Raw genomic sequence first — 16,274 nt, 5'->3', positions numbered from 1 at the left:
CTCAACTCAGAATTCGACGAAGCTGGCGAGCCCGAGCAGCAAGTCGTCCGGTCGAGTCGAATAGTTCGGATTCGTCAACACAGAGAGTGTCCGTCGCCCAGGCAGTCCCGTGGCGTAGGCGATACCACGGTGACAGCGTTCGGGGATCTGCCGTGAGGTGCTCCGGGGTGAAATGCGCGGTGAACTCGATGGTCGGTATGGCCACGGGCATCGTCAGTGTCGCGAACAGTCCGGGCGGAAGCGCGTCGAGAAGGACCGCGGCGCGCTCTTGGGCCGTGAAATCGAGGTCTGTGAGCAGGCGGATCCAGACGTCGAATTCAGGGGAGTCGCCACCGGCGAACGGCCTCGCGGAATTGATCGGCCGGATGTCGAGGTGCTGGGCGAACGGCACAAAATCCACCGGGATCTCCAGCGGCGGCAGGGTTGACGGGTCGGCCGGAGCCGGTTCGGCGACAGGGGCGGACATTGTTGTAGCTCCTATGTCGCGGGCCAACCGAACGAGAGCGGATCCCGAACCGGTCAGCGTGACGTGGCAACTGACGGTCCGCCCGCCCCGCATCTCGCCGACAGTCAACTCGGCCGGCCCAGGAGGAACGGGGCGGTCCAGATGCGCCGTGACTGCCAGCGGTTCGGCTCCGGACGCGTCGGCCGCCACCCGCAGCATCCGTGCAATTGCGAGTCCGCCCTGGATGCCGTCGAAACTCCGCCAACTGGAGTCGAACTCGGTGTGATGACGCGCTGCGTCGGTCGACGGCGCGGCCGCCACTGATGCCTGACTAGTAATTGCCATAGTCAGCACCCTAGATGCTGACTATGGCTATGGCAAGCTAGGGTCTATTCGGGAGTGCTGGACGACCCACCGAAGAGCATGTAGATGAGGATCTGAAGAATGCCGAGAGGATTGATCTCGCCGAGGCTGCTCATGTGTGAGGAACTCCTGATTGCAGGGATGGGTATTGTTGCGTCGCAACGTCACTGAAAGTACGGCAATTCGAACAGTGTGGTGCGAAATTTACCGATAATTCACTGTCCGCGAGTCGAGCGGCAGTGCAGGTAGGCGTCAGTGACCACGTCGAGAACGCGATTGCCGTGTGCATCGACCAATTTCGCTGTGATGGTCACCAATCCTCGCGCGCGATTGTCGAACACGACGTTGTCGACGGTGACCTTTCCGCTCAGGGTGTCACCGGGGCGAAGCGGACGGAGGAAGCTCACGTCGCGCATGGTTTTCCCGGCGATCACGTTCCACTGGTCGTAGAGACTGGCGACCACCAACTTCTGGCAGATCGACAGGGTGTGCAGCCCGCTGGCGATCAACCCGCCGAAGACGCCGGACTCGGCGGCTTCCTTGTCGACGTGAAACCACTGGGGATCCCACTGAGTTGCGAACTCGACGATTTCCTCTTCGGTCACCGAATACGAACCCAATGGGATCACTTGGCCGATCTCGAGATCCTCGGCGAACACTGCGCGTTTGTGAAGGGCGGCCGAATCGTTCATGGTTGTGAAAATCTCCTGCGTGTTCCGGGTGTACTCGGAACATACTCTCGCAGTGTGTTCGAGTCGGTCTCCGGTGTCGTCGGGCAATGCAGGGTCACTAGAATCGCCACATGGTCGACGACGCGAAAATCGAGCCGAGGGCGCTGGTAGGAAAGTGGCACTTCGAGCGGGACATCGTCGACCGCCTTTCTGGTTCCACCAAGCATGTATTCGGCGAGACCACTATCTCCGACGCCGGTGACGGTCGGATGCGCTGGTACGAGAGCGGCACGCTGCGTGACGGCGACCTGGAATTACCCGTGTTCCGAACTCTGTTCGTTGCCGAGCGCGGCCTCGAGTGGGCCGTGACATTCGAAGACGGCAGAGAGTTCCACGACTGGGCGCCGGGGGAGGAAGTCGAGCACCTGTGCGGTGCGGATACCTACCGCGGGCGAATCGACGTCACTGCCGGAGATCGATCGACCTGGACTGTCGTCTGGACCGTGACGGGGCCGAGCAAGGACTACACGATGACCACGCATCTCACCCGGCCCTGATCACATCGCTCGCCAGTTACTCGACGCCGATCGTCACCTCGGTGGACTTCACGAATACCGTTGCGGCTTGGCCTGGTTCAAGATCGAGATCCAGTGCGGCATCGCGGGTGATCGACGAGGTCACAATCTGATTCCCGCCGTCCAACTTCACCTTGACCGTCGCCATGACGGTGCCGAGGTTGACCTCGGTTATGGTGCCGGTGAGTTGATTTCGTGTGGACAGTCGCATCGCTGAACTCCTGTGCTCTCGGGTGGGTGTTCTTCGACCATAATGCGATGGTCGCGTATCTACCCAGCGATTCCGCAGGTGCGGACATGCGGGCGCCGCCGGTGCGCGAATATTGTCGGGCGGTGGAGGTAGATTCCGGTCATGACTGAACCCGTGAAAGGCCCGGCGTCGTATTTTCCGTCGATCGAGAAGAAGTACGGTCGGCCGATCGGTGAATGGCAAGAGCTGATCAGAAGCTCAGACCTCACGAAGCACATGGAATTGGTCAACTGGTTGAAGTCGGAGCACGGTATGGGTCATGGGCACGCGAATGCGCTTGTCGCCCATACGCTGAAAGAAGGGTAGTTCTTTTCAGGCGGCCGATGCGTCCAGCACCAACCAGCCGCCGTGATGCTCGAATACCTCGAACGGCACACGGCTCTGCCGGCCGACCGCACGCAGTGACTCGAGATCGAAAGTGCGGATGTGGCCGTGGCACGCGGTGGCTTCGTCTTCGAAGGGGACGGCAAGGACGACCCGTTGACGCGCGATCCGGAGTGCTTGCGCGATCACGGCCTCGCCGACTGCGTTGTCGACGTGTTCGAGGAGATGAATCGCGGTGACGGTGTCGGCGCTGTTGTCCGGTGCCGGTACTTCACCCGCGTCGCAGATCACCGTGTCGATCGTGATGCCGAGTTCGGGGGCAACCGCGTCGAGCAGGATCATCGTTCCGGGCAGGATGTCCGTGGCGGTCACGTCCATTCCGGCGCGCGCGAGCCGCAGGGGCAGGAAACCGAAGCAGGAACCCAGATCGAGCACGGAACCGCGGACCAGCTCTTCGGCTTTGTCGTGAATCGGCGCGAAATCTGCAGTGCCGTCCAGTAGTTCGGCAAGTGAGTTCCGGTAGTAGGTGGTCCAGGATTCGAGAGCGCCGTCCACGGTGGAGCGAACCAGGCCGACCATCGTCAACTCGAATTCGTCCTGACCGAACTCCGCGTCCTGGATCGACGAGGTGACTCCGGCGACGAGTCGCTCACTCAGGTCGGCGGGAGTGAGGGAGTGCCTGACGTGGAGGCGACCGCCTCGGCGATCGAGCGAGATCGGACCGGACTCGACGCGTTCGACGGTGACATGTCCGAACGACCACAAGCCCGGCGTCGACGGCGCCAGGGAATCCAGGACGGGTTCGTTCGTGATGGTGGACATGATCGCCTTTCTCAGGTGGTGATGCTTTCTCAGGTGCTGATACCGGTCCGCAGGGACTGCGTACCTGTTTTCAAGAGTTCCGGTAGCTCGAGTGAATCGTCGGTGAGCCACTGCTCGTACGCCGACATCGCGACCCCGAGCAGAAGATAGCCGACCGTGCGTGGGCCGTGATCGGTCGGCTCGAGATTCATTCGGCGTGCGACGTAGTCGGCGACCACCTGCCGCCAACCTTCGTACATCACCACAGAGTATGCCTGAAGCGTCGGAACTTCGAGGATCAATTCCATCCGTTTGCGATGTACCGCAGTCTCTTCCGGTGGGAAGGTGTTGAACGTCAACAATGCGGATTCGAGTGCGTCGACCAACGGAATATCAGCGGGCAGTGAATCCAGGTGCTCGCGCATCTCGTCGAGATGTCCGTCGAAGTCTCCCCAGGGGACGGCGTTCTTGGACGGGAAGTAGCGAAAGAAGGTCCGACGCGCGATGCCGGCGGCGTCGGCTATCTGGTCGACGCTCACCTCGTTGAAGCCGACTGTCGAGAACAGTTCGATCCCGATCGTGCTGATTCCCTCCTTCGTTGTGGAGGGGCGACGACCTATCCGAGCGGACGGTTTCTTGCGGCTACGCATACTTTTTTCGCTCCATGTGTGTCATTCTGCACTCGATGCCATTACAGTGGTGAACCGAGTCACAGTGAAGTCCCACTAGTGACCACCAACTCCCAGGTTGGAAGTCTGATCTACAGACTTCCAGACGGAGTGCGACCGCAGGAGGAATCCATGTCAGATCGTGACAACAAGGCGCTCGAGAACGACCTCGTCGAGGAGTCCCTCGTGGAGGAAGTTTCCATCGACGGCATGTGCGGCGTGTACTGACCGTGTCTGCTTTGGATCTCGATGCGGGGTGGAAACTCCACCCGCAGGTAGCGCTTCGCCCCGAACCTTTCGGGGCGTTGCTCTACCACTTCGGAACACGCAAGCTGTCGTTCCTGAAGAACACGACCATCGTTGCGGTGGTCAAGGCGTTGCCAGACCATCCTGATGTCCGGTCCGCACTACGTGCGCAAGGCATCGAAGATGACGCGGCTCCCCAATATGCCCGCGCGCTGAGCACTCTCGCCGACTCGCACATGATCGTGCCTGTCTGAGCCAGACGCTCGCCCCCACGTGCGGAACAGCCCTTCCGCACGTTCGCCCGCTTCATTTCTTCGCGAGGACACAGCCATGACCTCAGTTCTTGAACAGCCCTCCCCGCCCGCCAAGGTGGGTCGCCTCGTCGATCAGTTCGAACTCGGACTCGACGCCCCCATCTGCCTGACGTGGGAACTCACCTACGCCTGCAACCTGTCCTGCGTGCACTGCCTTTCGTCGTCGGGTCGTCGTGACCCCAACGAGCTGAGCACCGAACAGTGCAAGTCCATCATCGACGAGCTGCAGCGTATGCAGGTTTTTTACGTCAACATCGGTGGCGGCGAGCCGACGGTACGCTCCGACTTCTGGGAGCTCGTCGACTACGCGACCGACCACCAGGTTGGTGTGAAGTTCTCCACCAACGGCGTGAAGATCGACAAGAAGGTCGCGGCGCGCCTCGCAGCCAGTGACTACGTCGACGTGCAGATTTCCATCGACGGTGCCACCGCTGAGGTCAATGACGCTGTGCGCGGGCCTGGTTCGTTCGCGATGGCCGAGCGCGCTCTCGCGAACCTGAAGGAAGCCGGCTTCAAGGACGCCAAGATTTCGGTGGTCGTCACGCGGCACAACGTCAGTCAGCTCGACGAGTTCAAGGCTCTCGCGGACAAGTACGACGCGACCCTGCGCATCACTCGACTGCGTCCTTCGGGCCGCGGCGCCGACGTGTGGGACGACCTGCACCCGCGTCCGGAGCAGCAGCGTGAGCTCTACAACTGGCTGGTCGCCAATGGCGAAGGCGTCCTGACGGGCGACTCGTTCTTCCACCTCTCCGCCTTCGGCGATGCACTGCCCGGTCTCAATCTCTGTGGCGCGGGCCGCGTCGTGTGCCTGATCGACCCGGTCGGTGACGTGTACGCATGCCCCTTCGCGATTCACGAGCAGTTCCTCGCCGGAAACATCGTGAAAGACGGTGGATTCCAGGAAGTCTGGCAGCACTCGGACCTGTTCGAGGAGCTGCGCTCGCCCCAAACCGGTGGCGCCTGCAGCAAGTGCAACCACTACGACTCCTGCCGCGGCGGCTGCATGGCGGCCAAGTTCTTCACCGGACTGCCGATGGACGGACCTGACCCCGAGTGCGTCATCGGTAACGGTGAAATGGCACTGGCGTCGGCGGGCGAGGTCCCGAAGTCCAGTGTCGACCACTCCCGTTCCGGTCAACGTAAGACCCCACGCGCATCGGTGCCACTGACACTGATGATGCGTCCGCCCGCCAAGATTTGTGACGAAAACCCGCTTGCGGGAATGCAGTAACTACTGCGCGATACCGACAGTGCGGCGAAAGCTGCACCCCAGAGAGGTCAGTTCAATGGCTAAGAATGCTTTCTTCGAGACGGTGGCAGAAGCACAGCGCCGTGCGAAGAAGAGGTTGCCCAAGTCCGTGTACGCGGCGTTGGTGGCGGGATCCGAGAAAGGGCTGACGGTCGACGACAACGTCGCGGCATTCAGCGAATTGGGTTTCGCTCCCCACGCTGCCGGGCTGTCGGACAAGCGCGAGATGTCCACCACCATTATGGGCCAGGACATTTCGTTGCCCGTCATGATTTCACCGACCGGTGTGCAGGCAGTGCACCCCGACGGTGAAGTAGCGGTAGCCCGTGCGGCTGCAGCACGGGGAACAGCCATCGGACTGAGTTCTTTTGCCAGCAAGTCCATCGAAGAAGTTGCCGCGGCCAACCCGCAGGTCTTCTTCCAGATGTATTGGGTCGGCAGCCGCGACGTGCTCCTGCAGCGTATGGAGCGCGCTCGCGCTGCCGGTGCCAAGGGCCTGATCATCACCACCGACTGGTCCTTCTCGTACGGTCGCGACTGGGGCAGCCCGTCCATCCCCGAAAAGATGGACCTCAAGGCGATGTTCCAGTTCGCACCCGAGGGAATCATGCGCCCGAAGTGGTTGCTCGAGTTCGCCAAGACCGGCAAGATCCCGGACCTGACCACCCCCAACCTCGCGGCTCCCGGCCAGCCTGCACCGACGTTCTTCGGCGCATACGGCGAGTGGATGCAGACTCCGCTTCCGACGTGGGAAGACATCGCCTGGCTTCGTGAGCAGTGGGGTGGACCGTTCATGCTCAAGGGCATCATGCGCATCGACGACGCCAAGCGAGCTGTCGACGCCGGTGTCTCCGCTATCTCGGTCTCCAACCACGGTGGTAACAACCTCGACGGCACCCCGGCGCCGATCCGTGTGCTCCCGGGTATTGCCGAGGCCGTGGGCGATCAGGTGGAAGTTGTTCTCGACGGCGGCATTCGACGCGGCGGCGACGTCGTCAAGGCGCTCGCACTCGGAGCCAAGGCCGTCATGCTCGGGCGCGCCTACCTGTGGGGCCTCTCGGCCAACGGCCAGGCCGGTGTCGAGAACGTGCTCGACCTCATGCGGATGGGCATCGACTCGGGGCTGATGGGCCTCGGCCACTCGTCCATCACCGAACTGAGCCCGGCGGACCTGGTGATTCCGGAAGGCTTCACACGCACATTGGGTGCCAGCTGAGATTACGGCTCCGATAGAGCTGTGAGTTGACACTCGACGAACACACGACCCTGGCCGGACGCCTCGTCCGGTCCAGGGTTGTTTTCGGTCCGCACGAGACCAATCTTGCTGTGGGACGCTCGCTTTCCGATCGGCACCGTGCGTACTACCAGCGCCGCGCCGAGGGCGGAACCGGGATCGTCGTCACCGAAGTGGCCTCGGTATCGGAGAACGACTGGCCGTACGAGCGGGCGCCGTTGGCGTCGCAATGTGGCCCGGGGTGGCAGTCGATCGCGGCTGCATGTGCTCCGTACGGAACGCTGGTTCTGGCCGGGCTCGGTCATACCGGCATGCAGGGATCGAGCGCATACTCCCAGTCGGTGCTGTGGGGACCGTCAAGAGTGGCCGACCCGGCGACGCGTGAGTTGCCGATGGCAATGGGGCAGCCGGAAATCGACCAGCTGATAGTCGGCTTCCGTGAGGCGTCGGCGCTGGCCGTCGCTTCGGGAATGGACGGAGTGGAACTCGATGCCGGTCCTCGAAGCATTCTGCGACAATTCCTTTCGGGTCTGACCAACACTCGGCAAGACCGATACGGTAGCGATCGCGTTGCTCTTGTTCGCGAGGTCATCTCGGCAGTGCGCGAGGAAGTCGGGTCGGATCACGTTGTCTCCCTGCGGTTGTCCTGTGACGAGGAAGCTCCATGGGCGGGCCTGACGCCCGATCTTGCCATCGGTATCGCGCGTGAAGTGTCTCCGTTCCTCGATCTCCTTGTCGTCGTTCGTGGCGGACTCTATTCGTCTGACCGGTACCGCCCCGATTTTCACTGCCCGCCGAACTTCAACCTCGATCTGTGCCGTGAGGTCAAGGCCGCTCTGTCGATTCCTGTTGTCGTGCAGGGGAGCGTCGTGGACATCGCCGACGCTCACGCGGCGCTGGAAGTAGGTGAGTTCGTCGAGATGACCCGGGCCCAGATCGCAGACCCGGACCTGGTTGTGAAAGCCGCGCGCGGCGATCGTCCCCGGCCGTGTGTGCTCTGCAATCAGACGTGCCTCGTGCCTGATCCTCGCAATCCTGTCGTGACGTGCGTCGGGAATCCGAGCGCGGGTTTCGAGACGGTGGACCCCGATGAGCGAGAGCAGATTTCGACACCGGGAGCCGTGCTGGTCGTGGGGGGTGGCCCCGCTGGGATGGAAGCCGCACGGATCTCGGCGGTGGCGGGGCACTCGGTCACACTCGTCGAGAGTTCATCGCAGTTCGGCGGCATGATCCGAACTTTTGCGCGAGGTGACGGCCGTAGCCGGTTCGCACTCCTCGCGCAGTGGTTGGAGGACGAATGCCGTCGTAGCGGCGTGACGATGCGGACCGGGGCGGCGCTCGACGCCCAAGACCTGGGTGACGCACGCAGCCGGGGCGAGTTTGTTGTCGTTGCCACCGGTAGTGCTGCGAGGCCGCCGACGTATCCGGTCGACGATTCGGTTCGGTGGTTGGATGCGTCGGAAGCCTTCGAGAAGTTGAGCACCGTGGGGCCGGGTCCGGTCGCGCTGATCGATCCCCTCGGTGGACCGATCGCGGTGGCGCTCGCAGAAGCACTCGCGGCCCATGGCATCTCCGTCTCGATTGTGACTCCCGACAGCATCGTCGGTTCGAGGCTCGGCGCGAGTGGGGATCTGGTCGGCGCCAACACGCGCATCCAGCAGGCCGGGATCACCAGGGTGCTCGCGTCACGTGTCACCGAAATCGCTCGAGGGGCCGTCTGCGTCGAACACGTCCATACCGGCGAGCGGTCACAGCTCGAGTGCGAAGTGGTGATCGACTGCTCGCCTCGTCTGCCGAACGAAACGCTGAAGGAAGAGGCCGACATTCAGGTGGGCGACTCGGTTGCCCCGAGAACTGTTCTCGAATCCATCCGCGAAGGGCGCTTTGCAGGGTTTACTACTAGAACGAGTTTCAATTCTGCAGAGAGGGCTATCTCATGACACAGGGTTCAGTTCGTTCGCTCGAAGGTCGCGTTGCTTTCATCACCGGCGCAGCGCGCGGTCAAGGACGTGCGCACGCGGTCAAGATGGCGCGCGAGGGAGCAGCGATCATCGCGGTCGACGTATGCGCGTCGGTGGCGTCGGACAATTCCTACGACGCAGCAACTTCCGAGGACTTTGCCGAGACGATACGTCTGGTGGAAGCGGAGGGCGGGAAGATCCTCGCCCGTGAGGTCGATGTCCGTGACGGCGCAGCGCTCACCGCGGTGGTCAAGGACGGCGTCGAACAGTTCGGACGTCTCGACATCGTGGTCGCCAACGCCGGGGTCTGCAACTGGAATCGATTCTGGGAAATGTCGGACGAGCAGTGGGAAACCCTGATCGACATCAACCTGACCGGAGTCTGGAAAACCCTCAAGGCCTCGGTGCCGGCGATCATCGAGGGTGGGCGCGGTGGATCGATCATCGTGGTCAGTTCGGTGGCCGGACTCAAGGCGCTGCCCGGACAGGCGCACTACGCGAGCGCCAAGTTCGGTCTCGTCGGTCTGACGCAGGCCGCGGCAAAGGAACTGGGGGAGTACAAGATCAGGGTCAACTCGATCCACCCTTACGGAGTAAATACGCCGATGGGGGTCGACCAGGGCGCGCTCGAGGTATTTGCAAAGTTTCCGCAGTACCTTCCCAACTTCACTCCGATCCTCTCGGACATCGCTTTCGCCGAACCTGACGAGATCGCCGATACCGTCCTGTGGCTCGCCGGTGACGGTTCCCGCACCGTCACGGCAAGTCATATCGCTCTCGATCAAGGAAACTCCAAGGTCTGATGACGCCGTACCCGCGCCTCTTCGCGCCACTGCGCCTGGGCAACCTGACACTCCGCAATCGGGTCGTGTTCTCCGCACACCTGACCAATTACGCGGAGAACGGGTTGCCGACGGAGCAGCACTCGAGCTACTACGAGGCGCGGGCACGCGGCGGTGCGGGTCTGATCATCACCGAGGAGCACTCGACGCATCCTTCGGATCGACCGTACGAGAAGATGATTGCGGGCTATCGGCCGGAAGCGATCGAGGGATACCGGCGGATCACCGACGCCGTTCATGCGCATGGTTCGTCGATTCTCGCGCAGATCAACCACAATGGGGGTCAGGGCGCTGGAACCTATTCGCGATCGCCGCTGTTGGCGCCGAGCGCCGTTGCGGATCCGTTGTTCCGCGAGGTGCCCAAGGCTGTCGACGACGCGGACATCGCCGAGATTCTCGCAGGGTTCGCCCTTGTTGCGCGCAACTGCGTTGCCGGTGGCTTCGACGGGGTGGAATTGCAGGCGTCGCAGTCGTCCATCGTGCGCGCGTTTCTCGCACCCTCGACCAACCTGCGCACCGATCGCTACGGCGGGGGCGTGGCGAATCGTGCGCGTTTCCTTCTCGAAGTGCTCGGGGTACTGCGTAAGGCCATCGGCCCGGATCGTGTGCTCGGTGTGCGCCTGAGTGGATACGAAGGAACGCGGGGTGGCATCGAACTGTCCGACGCAGTAGCCACCGCTCAACTCATCGAAGCTGACGGTCACGTCGACTACATCAACACCACCGTCGGAATGGCCACGGAAACACTGCATCTGGTGGAAGCATCGATGGCTGTACCCACCGGCTACGCCAACTTCGTCCCGTCTGCTATCAGGGAGGTCGTCGATCTTCCAGTCGTCGGAGTCGGCCGTTTCAAGACGCCGGAGCATGCCGAAGCCGCACTCGAGGACGGTGTATGCGATCTGGTGGGAGTAGTTCGCGGGCAGATCGCCGATCCGGATTTTGTGAACAAGGCGCGTGCTGGTCAATCGGTACAGGTGCGAACCTGCCTGTCCTGCAACCAGGAATGCGTCGGGCGGATGGGTCTGGGACGTTGGTTGGGGTGCACCGAAAATCCGCGCGCCGGTCGGGAATCGGTACCGCTGCCGATGCCGCGGCGACGGGGCCGCACGGTGGTGGTGGTCGGTGGTGGCCCGGCCGGCCTGCAAGCTGCGGCTACAGCGGCCCAGCGAGGTCATGCGGTGACGCTGTTCGAGCGTGAACGAAGACTTGGGGGACAGATTCTTACCGCCTCGGTGGTACCGGCTCGCCGTGAGCTCGCCGACCTCGTCCGGAATCTCGAATCTGAGTGTCGCCGAAGCGGTGTGACGATCGAGTTGGATGCTGGAGCCGATCTCGCGATCGTGGAGGAGCGCGCGCCCGAGGTGGTCGTGATTGCAACCGGAGCGCGGCCTGTGCGACCGGCGTGGGCGGGTGGATCAGAGCGTGTGGTGGGTGTTCGAGACGTTCTCGACGGCAAGATTCTGCCGAGTGGAACGGTGCTCGTCTACGACGAACTGGGATTCCATCAAGGTACGTCGGTGGCTGAGTTCCTCGCTGATCGAGGCTGTGCCGTCACGATCGCGACCAACGGCATGGTGGTCGCGCAGGACCTGAGCATCACCCTGGATTTCGAGGGGTGGAACCGCCGGGCGTTCGAGAAGTCGATCGGTCAACGGACAGATCTGATGGTGACTTCGGTGAGTGCTGGGGCCACGCCGCTCGTGAGCTTGGTTCACCTTCCGACGGGTGTGACCGAGGAAGTTGCAGTCGACTGGGTGGTCTTCGCGACACAGCAGGAACCTGTCGACGAGTTGTGGAACACCTTGCAGGGAAGCTGTTTCGAGAAATTTCGCATCGGTGACGCCTTGTCTCCGAGGCGTTCGCACGCGGCCGTCATCGAGGGGCATCGGGCCGCGTTGGCGATATAAGTCGTCCGTTTTGTCTCTGGTTCTCGAAAGTATGTTCGATTAAACTTTCGGCATGGACAGTCGGGGAGCGTGGCAGCTGGATGGCGAGGACCTCAAGAGTGAGGTTCTCGATCTGGTGCGCGCCCGGCACGAGTTGCAGTCGCGGTTGGTGTTGTTGATCGTGGAGATGTTTTCCCGTGAGGTTCTTGGCGGGAAGGGTTTTCGGGCGATCGCGCTGTGGTTGCATGGTTCGACGAATTTGGAGATCGGTGAGTGCAGTCTGCTGGTCGGGTTGGCGCGGTTGTTGATGCTCGAACCTGTTGTCGCGGATGCGTTTCATCGTGGTGACGTGGATGCGTTGAAGGCGCGGCAGGTGGCGTCGTTTTGTCAGCATCCGCCGAAGAACATGACGCCGGCGGATGTGGACAAGGCTCGCGGGATTCTGTTGGGGTTGGCGTCGCAGAACATTGCGGATTGTGATGCGGTGCGGGCGGCGATCCGGCGGATCGAGAAGCAGTACGGCAAACGCGAGGACGGCGTTCCGGTGGGTGCACCACACCGAGTGGCGGGTGGAGATCGGCCCGGATCGGAAAACGGTGTTCTATCCACCGATGTCGATCGATCCGTATCAACAGCCGATCGGCGGGAACAGCCCACCGACAGCGGCGTGAACCGCGACAACTGACGAATACGCCGGGGCACAACAATGCCCCGGTGTATCCGCATGCAGTGTTGCGGTGGGAGGGGCCCGCACCAATACGATCGGGGGATGAGTTCTCCGCGTGACCTTGCTGCCATCCCGAGTCCTGCGCTCGAGGGCACTGCGCTCACCGTCGTGGTCCCGGTCGGTTCTTTCGAACAACACGGACCGCACCTGCCTCTCGATACCGACACTCGGATCGCGAGAGCAGTTGCACAGGCTCTGCCCGACGTCGTCGTGGCCCCGGCCATCGAATACGGGGCGAGCGGCGAACACGAAGGGTTTGCCGGCACGATTTCGATCGGTGCCGAGGCCATGGAAACCGTCGTCGTCGAATACGGAAGGTCGGCGTTCCGATGGACGAAGCGGGTGCTGTTCGTCAACGGCCACGGCGGAAATGGTCCCGCATTGGCCAAAGCGGTGGCACTTCTGCGGTATGAGGGGCGTGATGCTGCTTGGGTGCCGTGCGCTGTTGCGGGTGCCGACGCGCATGCCGGACACACTGAAACGAGCCTATTGCTGCACCTTTCGCCCGATTTGGTGCACATGAGCCTTGCTGAGACAGGAAATTTGTCTCCTATCGCGGACCTGATGCCAGGAATGCGTTCGGGCGGTATGGTCGCTGTGTCGCAAAACGGCGTTCTCGGCAATCCAGTCGGGGCTACCGCCGAAGACGGCGCATACATCTTCGGTGAATTGGTAGGACGCGTGACGGATGGACTGGCCCGGTGGGAGCCTGGTCCAGATGGGAGGCTTCGGTGACGACCACGACCGAGTGGGGGCGGACGGTCCACCTGCGACGGCTTTCGAGGCTGCGACGAGTTGCAGCACGACGGGCTACGTCCCTTACGATCATCTGATGCGACCAGCAAGACTCCCCGACGGCTTCGGCATTCGGTTGGACCCCAAGGTGCGCACGTACTCGGGTGGCCGGGTACTCATCGGCGGATCTCCGACGCGGATGCTCAAGCTGGCGCCGACGGCTGCGGCGATGATCGGTGACGGCTTCCTCGAGGTGGTCGATCAGCAGAGCGCTGCGGTTGCGCGACACCTTCTCGATTCAGGTGTCGCGAATCCTCGTCCGATGTCGACGCCGTCCGCTGCCGATGTCACGGTCGTGATTCCGGTCAAGGACAACCAGGCCGGCGTCGAACGCCTATTGCCCGTCCTCAAGGATCTGACCGTCATCGTTGTCGACGACGGTTCGGAAGTGCCGGTGGAGCCCCGTCGCGCCTGCCCGGGCACCGGCACCATCACAGTGGTCCGGCACGAGAGTGCCCGCGGTCCCTCGGCAGCGAGAAACTCGGGATTGCGTTCGGCCCAAACACGTTTCGTAGCTTTTCTGGACTCCGACGTCATACCGCGTGCCGGTTGGCTCGAGTTGATGTTGGGCCACTTCAGCGATCCGGGGGTTGCCCTTGTTGCACCCCGCATCGTCGCCCTCGATCCGTACGGGACGGCGCTGGCGCGGTACGAGAACATGCGATCGTCTCTCGACCTCGGACGCAAGGAAGCTGCGGTGAAGTCGGGCAGTCCGGTCGCCTATGTCCCCAGCGCCGCCGTGATCGTCCGGCGCGACGTGGCACTCGAATGCAACGGTTTCGACGAGAGTCTCGAAGTAGCCGAGGACGTCGATTTCTGCTGGCGACTGCAGGCTGCGGGTTGGCGACTGAGGTACGAACCTGTTGCGCATGTCGCCCACGATCATCGAGTTCAGTTCGACAAGTGGTTCGCCAGGAGAGCGTTCTACGGCACGGGTGCGGCGCCGTTGGCTGCAAGACACGAGGGTTCGGTTCCGCCGATGGCGATGTCGTTCTCGACGCTCTTCGCGTGCATCGCCGCCGCAACACTGACCCGTTCCGGTCTTGCCGGCGCACTCGGCGCTTTGCTGTTTACCGTTTACCGGCTGCGAAAGATGTTCACCGGCCTGAGTCAACCCACCCGGATCGCGGCGATCCTCACCGCGCAGGGAGTTGTCGGCGGATTCTGGCAACTCGCCTCGGCAATGTGTCGTCACTACTGGCCCGTGACGCTCCTGGCGGTGATCGCCTCCAGGCGAATTCGGCGGCTGGCCGTCGCTGCAGCAGTCACCGAAGGTTTGGTGGACTGGTATCGCCACCGTGAGCCAGGCGGGCTGGGACCGGTTCGGTACGTCTTCTTCAAACGAGCCGACGACATCGCGTATGGAGCCGGACTCTGGCGTGGCGCATTCGACGCCCGCGACTGGGCGGCGCTGAAACCTCGAATCACCAAGTGACAGAAGCCGACTACGCAGATTTCCTGGTTGTCGGTGGTGGCACGTGTGGTTGCGTGGTCGCAGCCAGGCTCAGTGAAGATCCATCCGCCACGGTGATGCTCCTCGAATCGGGAAGCGGATATCGATCGGCGCTCGAACTCCCGGACGTCCTGGGTGATCCGTACCGACTGCCGGTCGGACCTGCGAGCGAATACACGTGGACCTATCCGGTCGAACTGACGCCGCGTCGGGCGTCCACAATTGCGCGGGGGCGGACACTCGGTGGATCCGGAGCCGTCAACGGTGCGTACTTCACCCGCGCGACCCGTGCTGATTTCGAGAATTGGCCGAGTTCATGGCGATACGACGACGTCTTGCCGTACTTCAAGAAGTCCGAAACGGATCGTGATTTCGAGAGCGAGTTCCACGGGACCGCCGGACCGATCCCGGTCGAGCGTCGAGCGTGGGACCAACTGCATCCACTGAGCGGCGAGTTTCATGCGGCAGCGCTCGGAGCAGGCTTTCCCGACGACGTCGACAAGAATGCGCCGGACTCGTTCGGGGTGGGCCGAGTGCCACTGAACGTGTCGGATCATCGTCGGATCAGTACGGCGATCGGGTATCTGATGCCGGCGTTGCACCGGCCGAATCTGCGGGTGGAATCCGGAGTGAACGTCATTCGTATCGCGTTCTCGGGTACCCGTGCGATCGGCGTCGACGTTCTCGGCGACGGCAATGTCCGACGCATTCGTGCCGACCATGTGGTCGTGTGTTCGGGTGCGGTGGCGACACCGCACATTCTCCTCAATTCCGGTGTTGGTCCAGCGGAACAACTTGTAGGGCAGGGAGTTTCCGTCGTTCTCGATCGACCGGGCGTCGGACAGAACTTCGTCGACCACCCGGAAGTGCTGCTGCCGTACCATTTTTCGAAGCCCCGCACGATTCGATCGCAGACTCCGGTGCTGGAGACGGCCCTCAACCTCGCTGAGATCGAAATCCGTCCGTACACCGCATCTTTCACCGAACTGGTTCCCGGTGTGCCTCGCATGGACCACGGCGTCGGAGTGGTCCTCATGGCGCCGCACAGCCGGGGAAGCATCGAACTGGCATCGCGGGATCCCGCTGGGGCGCCGCGTATTCGGTACAACTACGTCGCGTCGGCGCACGATCGAGCTGCCATTCGGGAAGGGATGCGGATCGCCGAGAATCTTCTCGAGTCGATCGCCGAGACGGGGTTGATCGATCGCCCCGTTGTGGAGTACACCGATGAGTGGGTCGAATCCCGCCTGGGAACGTCGCTGCATATGTCCGGTAGTTGCGTGATGGGTGCCGAGGCGGACCCGTTCGCAGTCGTCGACGGTCGGTGCCGTGTGATCGGCGCGCAAGGACTCAGTATTGTTGACACGTCAATCCTGCCGACGATCCCGACCCGCGGCCCGCATGCGACCGCGGTGATGGTCGCGGAACGAGCAAGCGCCATTCTGCTCGGCGACGAGTGACCGC

The 16,274-nt window shown here is 62.6% G+C and carries 17 protein-coding genes and 1 pseudogene; 13 read left to right on the top strand and 5 right to left on the bottom strand.

The window, feature by feature from the left end; all coding sequences use genetic code 11:
• Position 1: 1 nt before the first annotated feature.
• Together AC1Q6C_RS16670 and AC1Q6C_RS16665 are read right to left on the bottom strand one after the other, a co-directional pair.
• Positions 2–790 carry a thioesterase family protein gene (locus AC1Q6C_RS16670; RefSeq protein WP_042920993.1) on the bottom strand — a complete coding sequence of 263 codons (789 nt, stop codon included), beginning with the start codon at positions 788–790 and terminating at the stop codon, positions 2–4.
• A gap of 233 nt (positions 791–1,023) precedes the next feature.
• On the bottom strand, positions 1,024–1,500 hold the full coding sequence (locus tag AC1Q6C_RS16665; RefSeq protein ID WP_007728315.1) for a MaoC/PaaZ C-terminal domain-containing protein: 477 nt from the start codon (positions 1,498–1,500) through the stop codon (positions 1,024–1,026).
• 110 nt (positions 1,501–1,610) lie between these two features.
• Between AC1Q6C_RS16665 and AC1Q6C_RS16660 the strand changes: the two genes are divergently transcribed.
• On the top strand, positions 1,611–2,036 hold the full coding sequence (locus tag AC1Q6C_RS16660) for a DUF6314 family protein (RefSeq protein WP_042920992.1): 426 nt from the start codon (positions 1,611–1,613) through the stop codon (positions 2,034–2,036).
• Between the two features lie 16 nt (positions 2,037–2,052).
• Here AC1Q6C_RS16660 and AC1Q6C_RS16655 read toward each other — a convergent pair whose 3' ends face one another.
• Positions 2,053–2,265, bottom strand: coding sequence for a TOBE domain-containing protein (locus tag AC1Q6C_RS16655; protein WP_003942061.1), 213 nt, complete (start codon positions 2,263–2,265; stop codon positions 2,053–2,055).
• Between the two features lie 141 nt (positions 2,266–2,406).
• Here AC1Q6C_RS16655 and AC1Q6C_RS16650 point away from each other — a divergent pair, with 141 nt between their 5' ends.
• Complete coding sequence (locus tag AC1Q6C_RS16650; protein ID WP_007728313.1) at positions 2,407–2,610, top strand: DUF4287 domain-containing protein; 204 nt, start codon at positions 2,407–2,409, stop codon at positions 2,608–2,610.
• Between the two features lie 6 nt (positions 2,611–2,616).
• On the opposite strand, the gene mftM is transcribed toward AC1Q6C_RS16650, so the two are convergent.
• Together mftM and mftR are read right to left on the bottom strand one after the other, a co-directional pair.
• Complete coding sequence (gene mftM, locus AC1Q6C_RS16645; RefSeq protein ID WP_125050506.1) at positions 2,617–3,450, bottom strand: mycofactocin oligosaccharide methyltransferase MftM; 834 nt, start codon at positions 3,448–3,450, stop codon at positions 2,617–2,619.
• A gap of 29 nt (positions 3,451–3,479) precedes the next feature.
• Positions 3,480–4,079, bottom strand: coding sequence for a mycofactocin system transcriptional regulator MftR (gene mftR / locus AC1Q6C_RS16640; protein WP_007728311.1), 600 nt, complete (start codon positions 4,077–4,079; stop codon positions 3,480–3,482).
• A 150-nt stretch (positions 4,080–4,229) separates the two neighbouring features.
• Here mftR and mftA point away from each other — a divergent pair, with 150 nt between their 5' ends.
• The 11 genes and pseudogenes from mftA (at position 4,230) to mftG (ending at position 16,270) form a co-directional block, all read left to right on the top strand.
• The gene (gene mftA / locus AC1Q6C_RS16635) at positions 4,230–4,325 is read left to right on the top strand and encodes a mycofactocin precursor MftA (RefSeq protein ID WP_063836238.1); all 96 of its coding nucleotides are present in this window, start codon (positions 4,230–4,232) and stop codon (positions 4,323–4,325) included.
• On the top strand, positions 4,310–4,597 hold the full coding sequence (gene mftB / locus AC1Q6C_RS16630; RefSeq protein WP_007728309.1) for a mycofactocin biosynthesis chaperone MftB: 288 nt from the start codon (positions 4,310–4,312) through the stop codon (positions 4,595–4,597). Before mftA ends, mftB begins: the two co-directional genes overlap by 16 nt.
• Positions 4,598–4,673: 76 nt before the next feature.
• Positions 4,674–5,891 (top strand): mycofactocin radical SAM maturase, encoded by a 1,218-nt coding sequence (gene mftC, locus AC1Q6C_RS16625; protein WP_003942089.1) that lies wholly within the window; start codon positions 4,674–4,676, stop codon positions 5,889–5,891.
• Positions 5,892–5,946: 55 nt separating this feature from the next.
• Entirely contained in the window at positions 5,947–7,125 is a 1,179-nt protein-coding gene (gene mftD, locus AC1Q6C_RS16620; protein ID WP_003942047.1) for a pre-mycofactocin synthase MftD, read from the top strand.
• A 26-nt stretch (positions 7,126–7,151) separates the two neighbouring features.
• A complete protein-coding gene (locus AC1Q6C_RS16615) occupies positions 7,152–9,083 on the top strand; it encodes a mycofactocin system FadH/OYE family oxidoreductase 1 (RefSeq protein WP_054187799.1) in 1,932 nt (643 codons plus the stop codon).
• Positions 9,080–9,907, top strand: coding sequence for a mycofactocin-coupled SDR family oxidoreductase (locus AC1Q6C_RS16610; RefSeq protein WP_003941966.1), 828 nt, complete (start codon positions 9,080–9,082; stop codon positions 9,905–9,907). Before AC1Q6C_RS16615 ends, AC1Q6C_RS16610 begins: the two co-directional genes overlap by 4 nt.
• Positions 9,907–11,856: a mycofactocin system FadH/OYE family oxidoreductase 2 gene (locus AC1Q6C_RS16605; RefSeq protein ID WP_215515753.1), complete on the top strand. Its 1,950-nt coding sequence runs from the start codon at positions 9,907–9,909 to the stop codon at positions 11,854–11,856. Before AC1Q6C_RS16610 ends, AC1Q6C_RS16605 begins: the two co-directional genes overlap by 1 nt.
• A gap of 52 nt (positions 11,857–11,908) precedes the next feature.
• Positions 11,909–12,385: pseudogene (locus AC1Q6C_RS16600) on the top strand (HNH endonuclease signature motif containing protein); the annotation flags it as partial.
• Between the two features lie 219 nt (positions 12,386–12,604).
• Positions 12,605–13,297: a mycofactocin biosynthesis peptidyl-dipeptidase MftE gene (gene mftE / locus AC1Q6C_RS16595; RefSeq protein ID WP_042922382.1), complete on the top strand. Its 693-nt coding sequence runs from the start codon at positions 12,605–12,607 to the stop codon at positions 13,295–13,297.
• Positions 13,298–13,394: 97 nt separating this feature from the next.
• Complete coding sequence (mftF, locus tag AC1Q6C_RS16590) at positions 13,395–14,792, top strand: mycofactocin biosynthesis glycosyltransferase MftF (protein WP_007730153.1); 1,398 nt, start codon at positions 13,395–13,397, stop codon at positions 14,790–14,792.
• Positions 14,789–16,270: a mycofactocin dehydrogenase MftG gene (gene mftG, locus AC1Q6C_RS16585; RefSeq protein ID WP_050656077.1), complete on the top strand. Its 1,482-nt coding sequence runs from the start codon at positions 14,789–14,791 to the stop codon at positions 16,268–16,270. The genes mftF and mftG overlap by 4 nt, the downstream gene beginning before the upstream one ends.
• Positions 16,271–16,274: the final 4 nt, after the last annotated feature.

Source organism: Rhodococcus sp. MT28, from assembly GCF_058792695.1.
Note: the sequence above shows the minus strand (reverse complement) of the source record. Positions and strands in the feature narration are given on the sequence as shown.

What these genes read in the sequence shown, in the direction of transcription:
- AC1Q6C_RS16670 (WP_042920993.1), bottom strand. Translation starts at nt 790, where the DNA reads ATGGCAATTACTAGTCAGGCATCAGTGGCGGCCGCGCCGTCGACCGAC.
- AC1Q6C_RS16665 (WP_007728315.1), bottom strand. Translation starts at nt 1,500, where the DNA reads ATGAACGATTCGGCCGCCCTTCACAAACGCGCAGTGTTCGCCGAGGAT.
- AC1Q6C_RS16660 (WP_042920992.1), top strand. Translation starts at nt 1,611, where the DNA reads ATGGTCGACGACGCGAAAATCGAGCCGAGGGCGCTGGTAGGAAAGTGG.
- AC1Q6C_RS16655 (WP_003942061.1), bottom strand. Translation starts at nt 2,265, where the DNA reads ATGCGACTGTCCACACGAAATCAACTCACCGGCACCATAACCGAGGTC.
- AC1Q6C_RS16650 (WP_007728313.1), top strand. Translation starts at nt 2,407, where the DNA reads ATGACTGAACCCGTGAAAGGCCCGGCGTCGTATTTTCCGTCGATCGAG.
- mftM (WP_125050506.1), bottom strand. Translation starts at nt 3,450, where the DNA reads ATGTCCACCATCACGAACGAACCCGTCCTGGATTCCCTGGCGCCGTCG.
- mftR (WP_007728311.1), bottom strand. Translation starts at nt 4,079, where the DNA reads ATGCGTAGCCGCAAGAAACCGTCCGCTCGGATAGGTCGTCGCCCCTCC.
- mftA (WP_063836238.1), top strand. Translation starts at nt 4,230, where the DNA reads ATGTCAGATCGTGACAACAAGGCGCTCGAGAACGACCTCGTCGAGGAG.
- mftC (WP_003942089.1), top strand. Translation starts at nt 4,674, where the DNA reads ATGACCTCAGTTCTTGAACAGCCCTCCCCGCCCGCCAAGGTGGGTCGC.
- mftD (WP_003942047.1), top strand. Translation starts at nt 5,947, where the DNA reads ATGGCTAAGAATGCTTTCTTCGAGACGGTGGCAGAAGCACAGCGCCGT.
- AC1Q6C_RS16610 (WP_003941966.1), top strand. Translation starts at nt 9,080, where the DNA reads ATGACACAGGGTTCAGTTCGTTCGCTCGAAGGTCGCGTTGCTTTCATC.
- AC1Q6C_RS16605 (WP_215515753.1), top strand. Translation starts at nt 9,907, where the DNA reads ATGACGCCGTACCCGCGCCTCTTCGCGCCACTGCGCCTGGGCAACCTG.
- mftE (WP_042922382.1), top strand. Translation starts at nt 12,605, where the DNA reads ATGAGTTCTCCGCGTGACCTTGCTGCCATCCCGAGTCCTGCGCTCGAG.
- mftF (WP_007730153.1), top strand. Translation starts at nt 13,395, where the DNA reads ATGCGACCAGCAAGACTCCCCGACGGCTTCGGCATTCGGTTGGACCCC.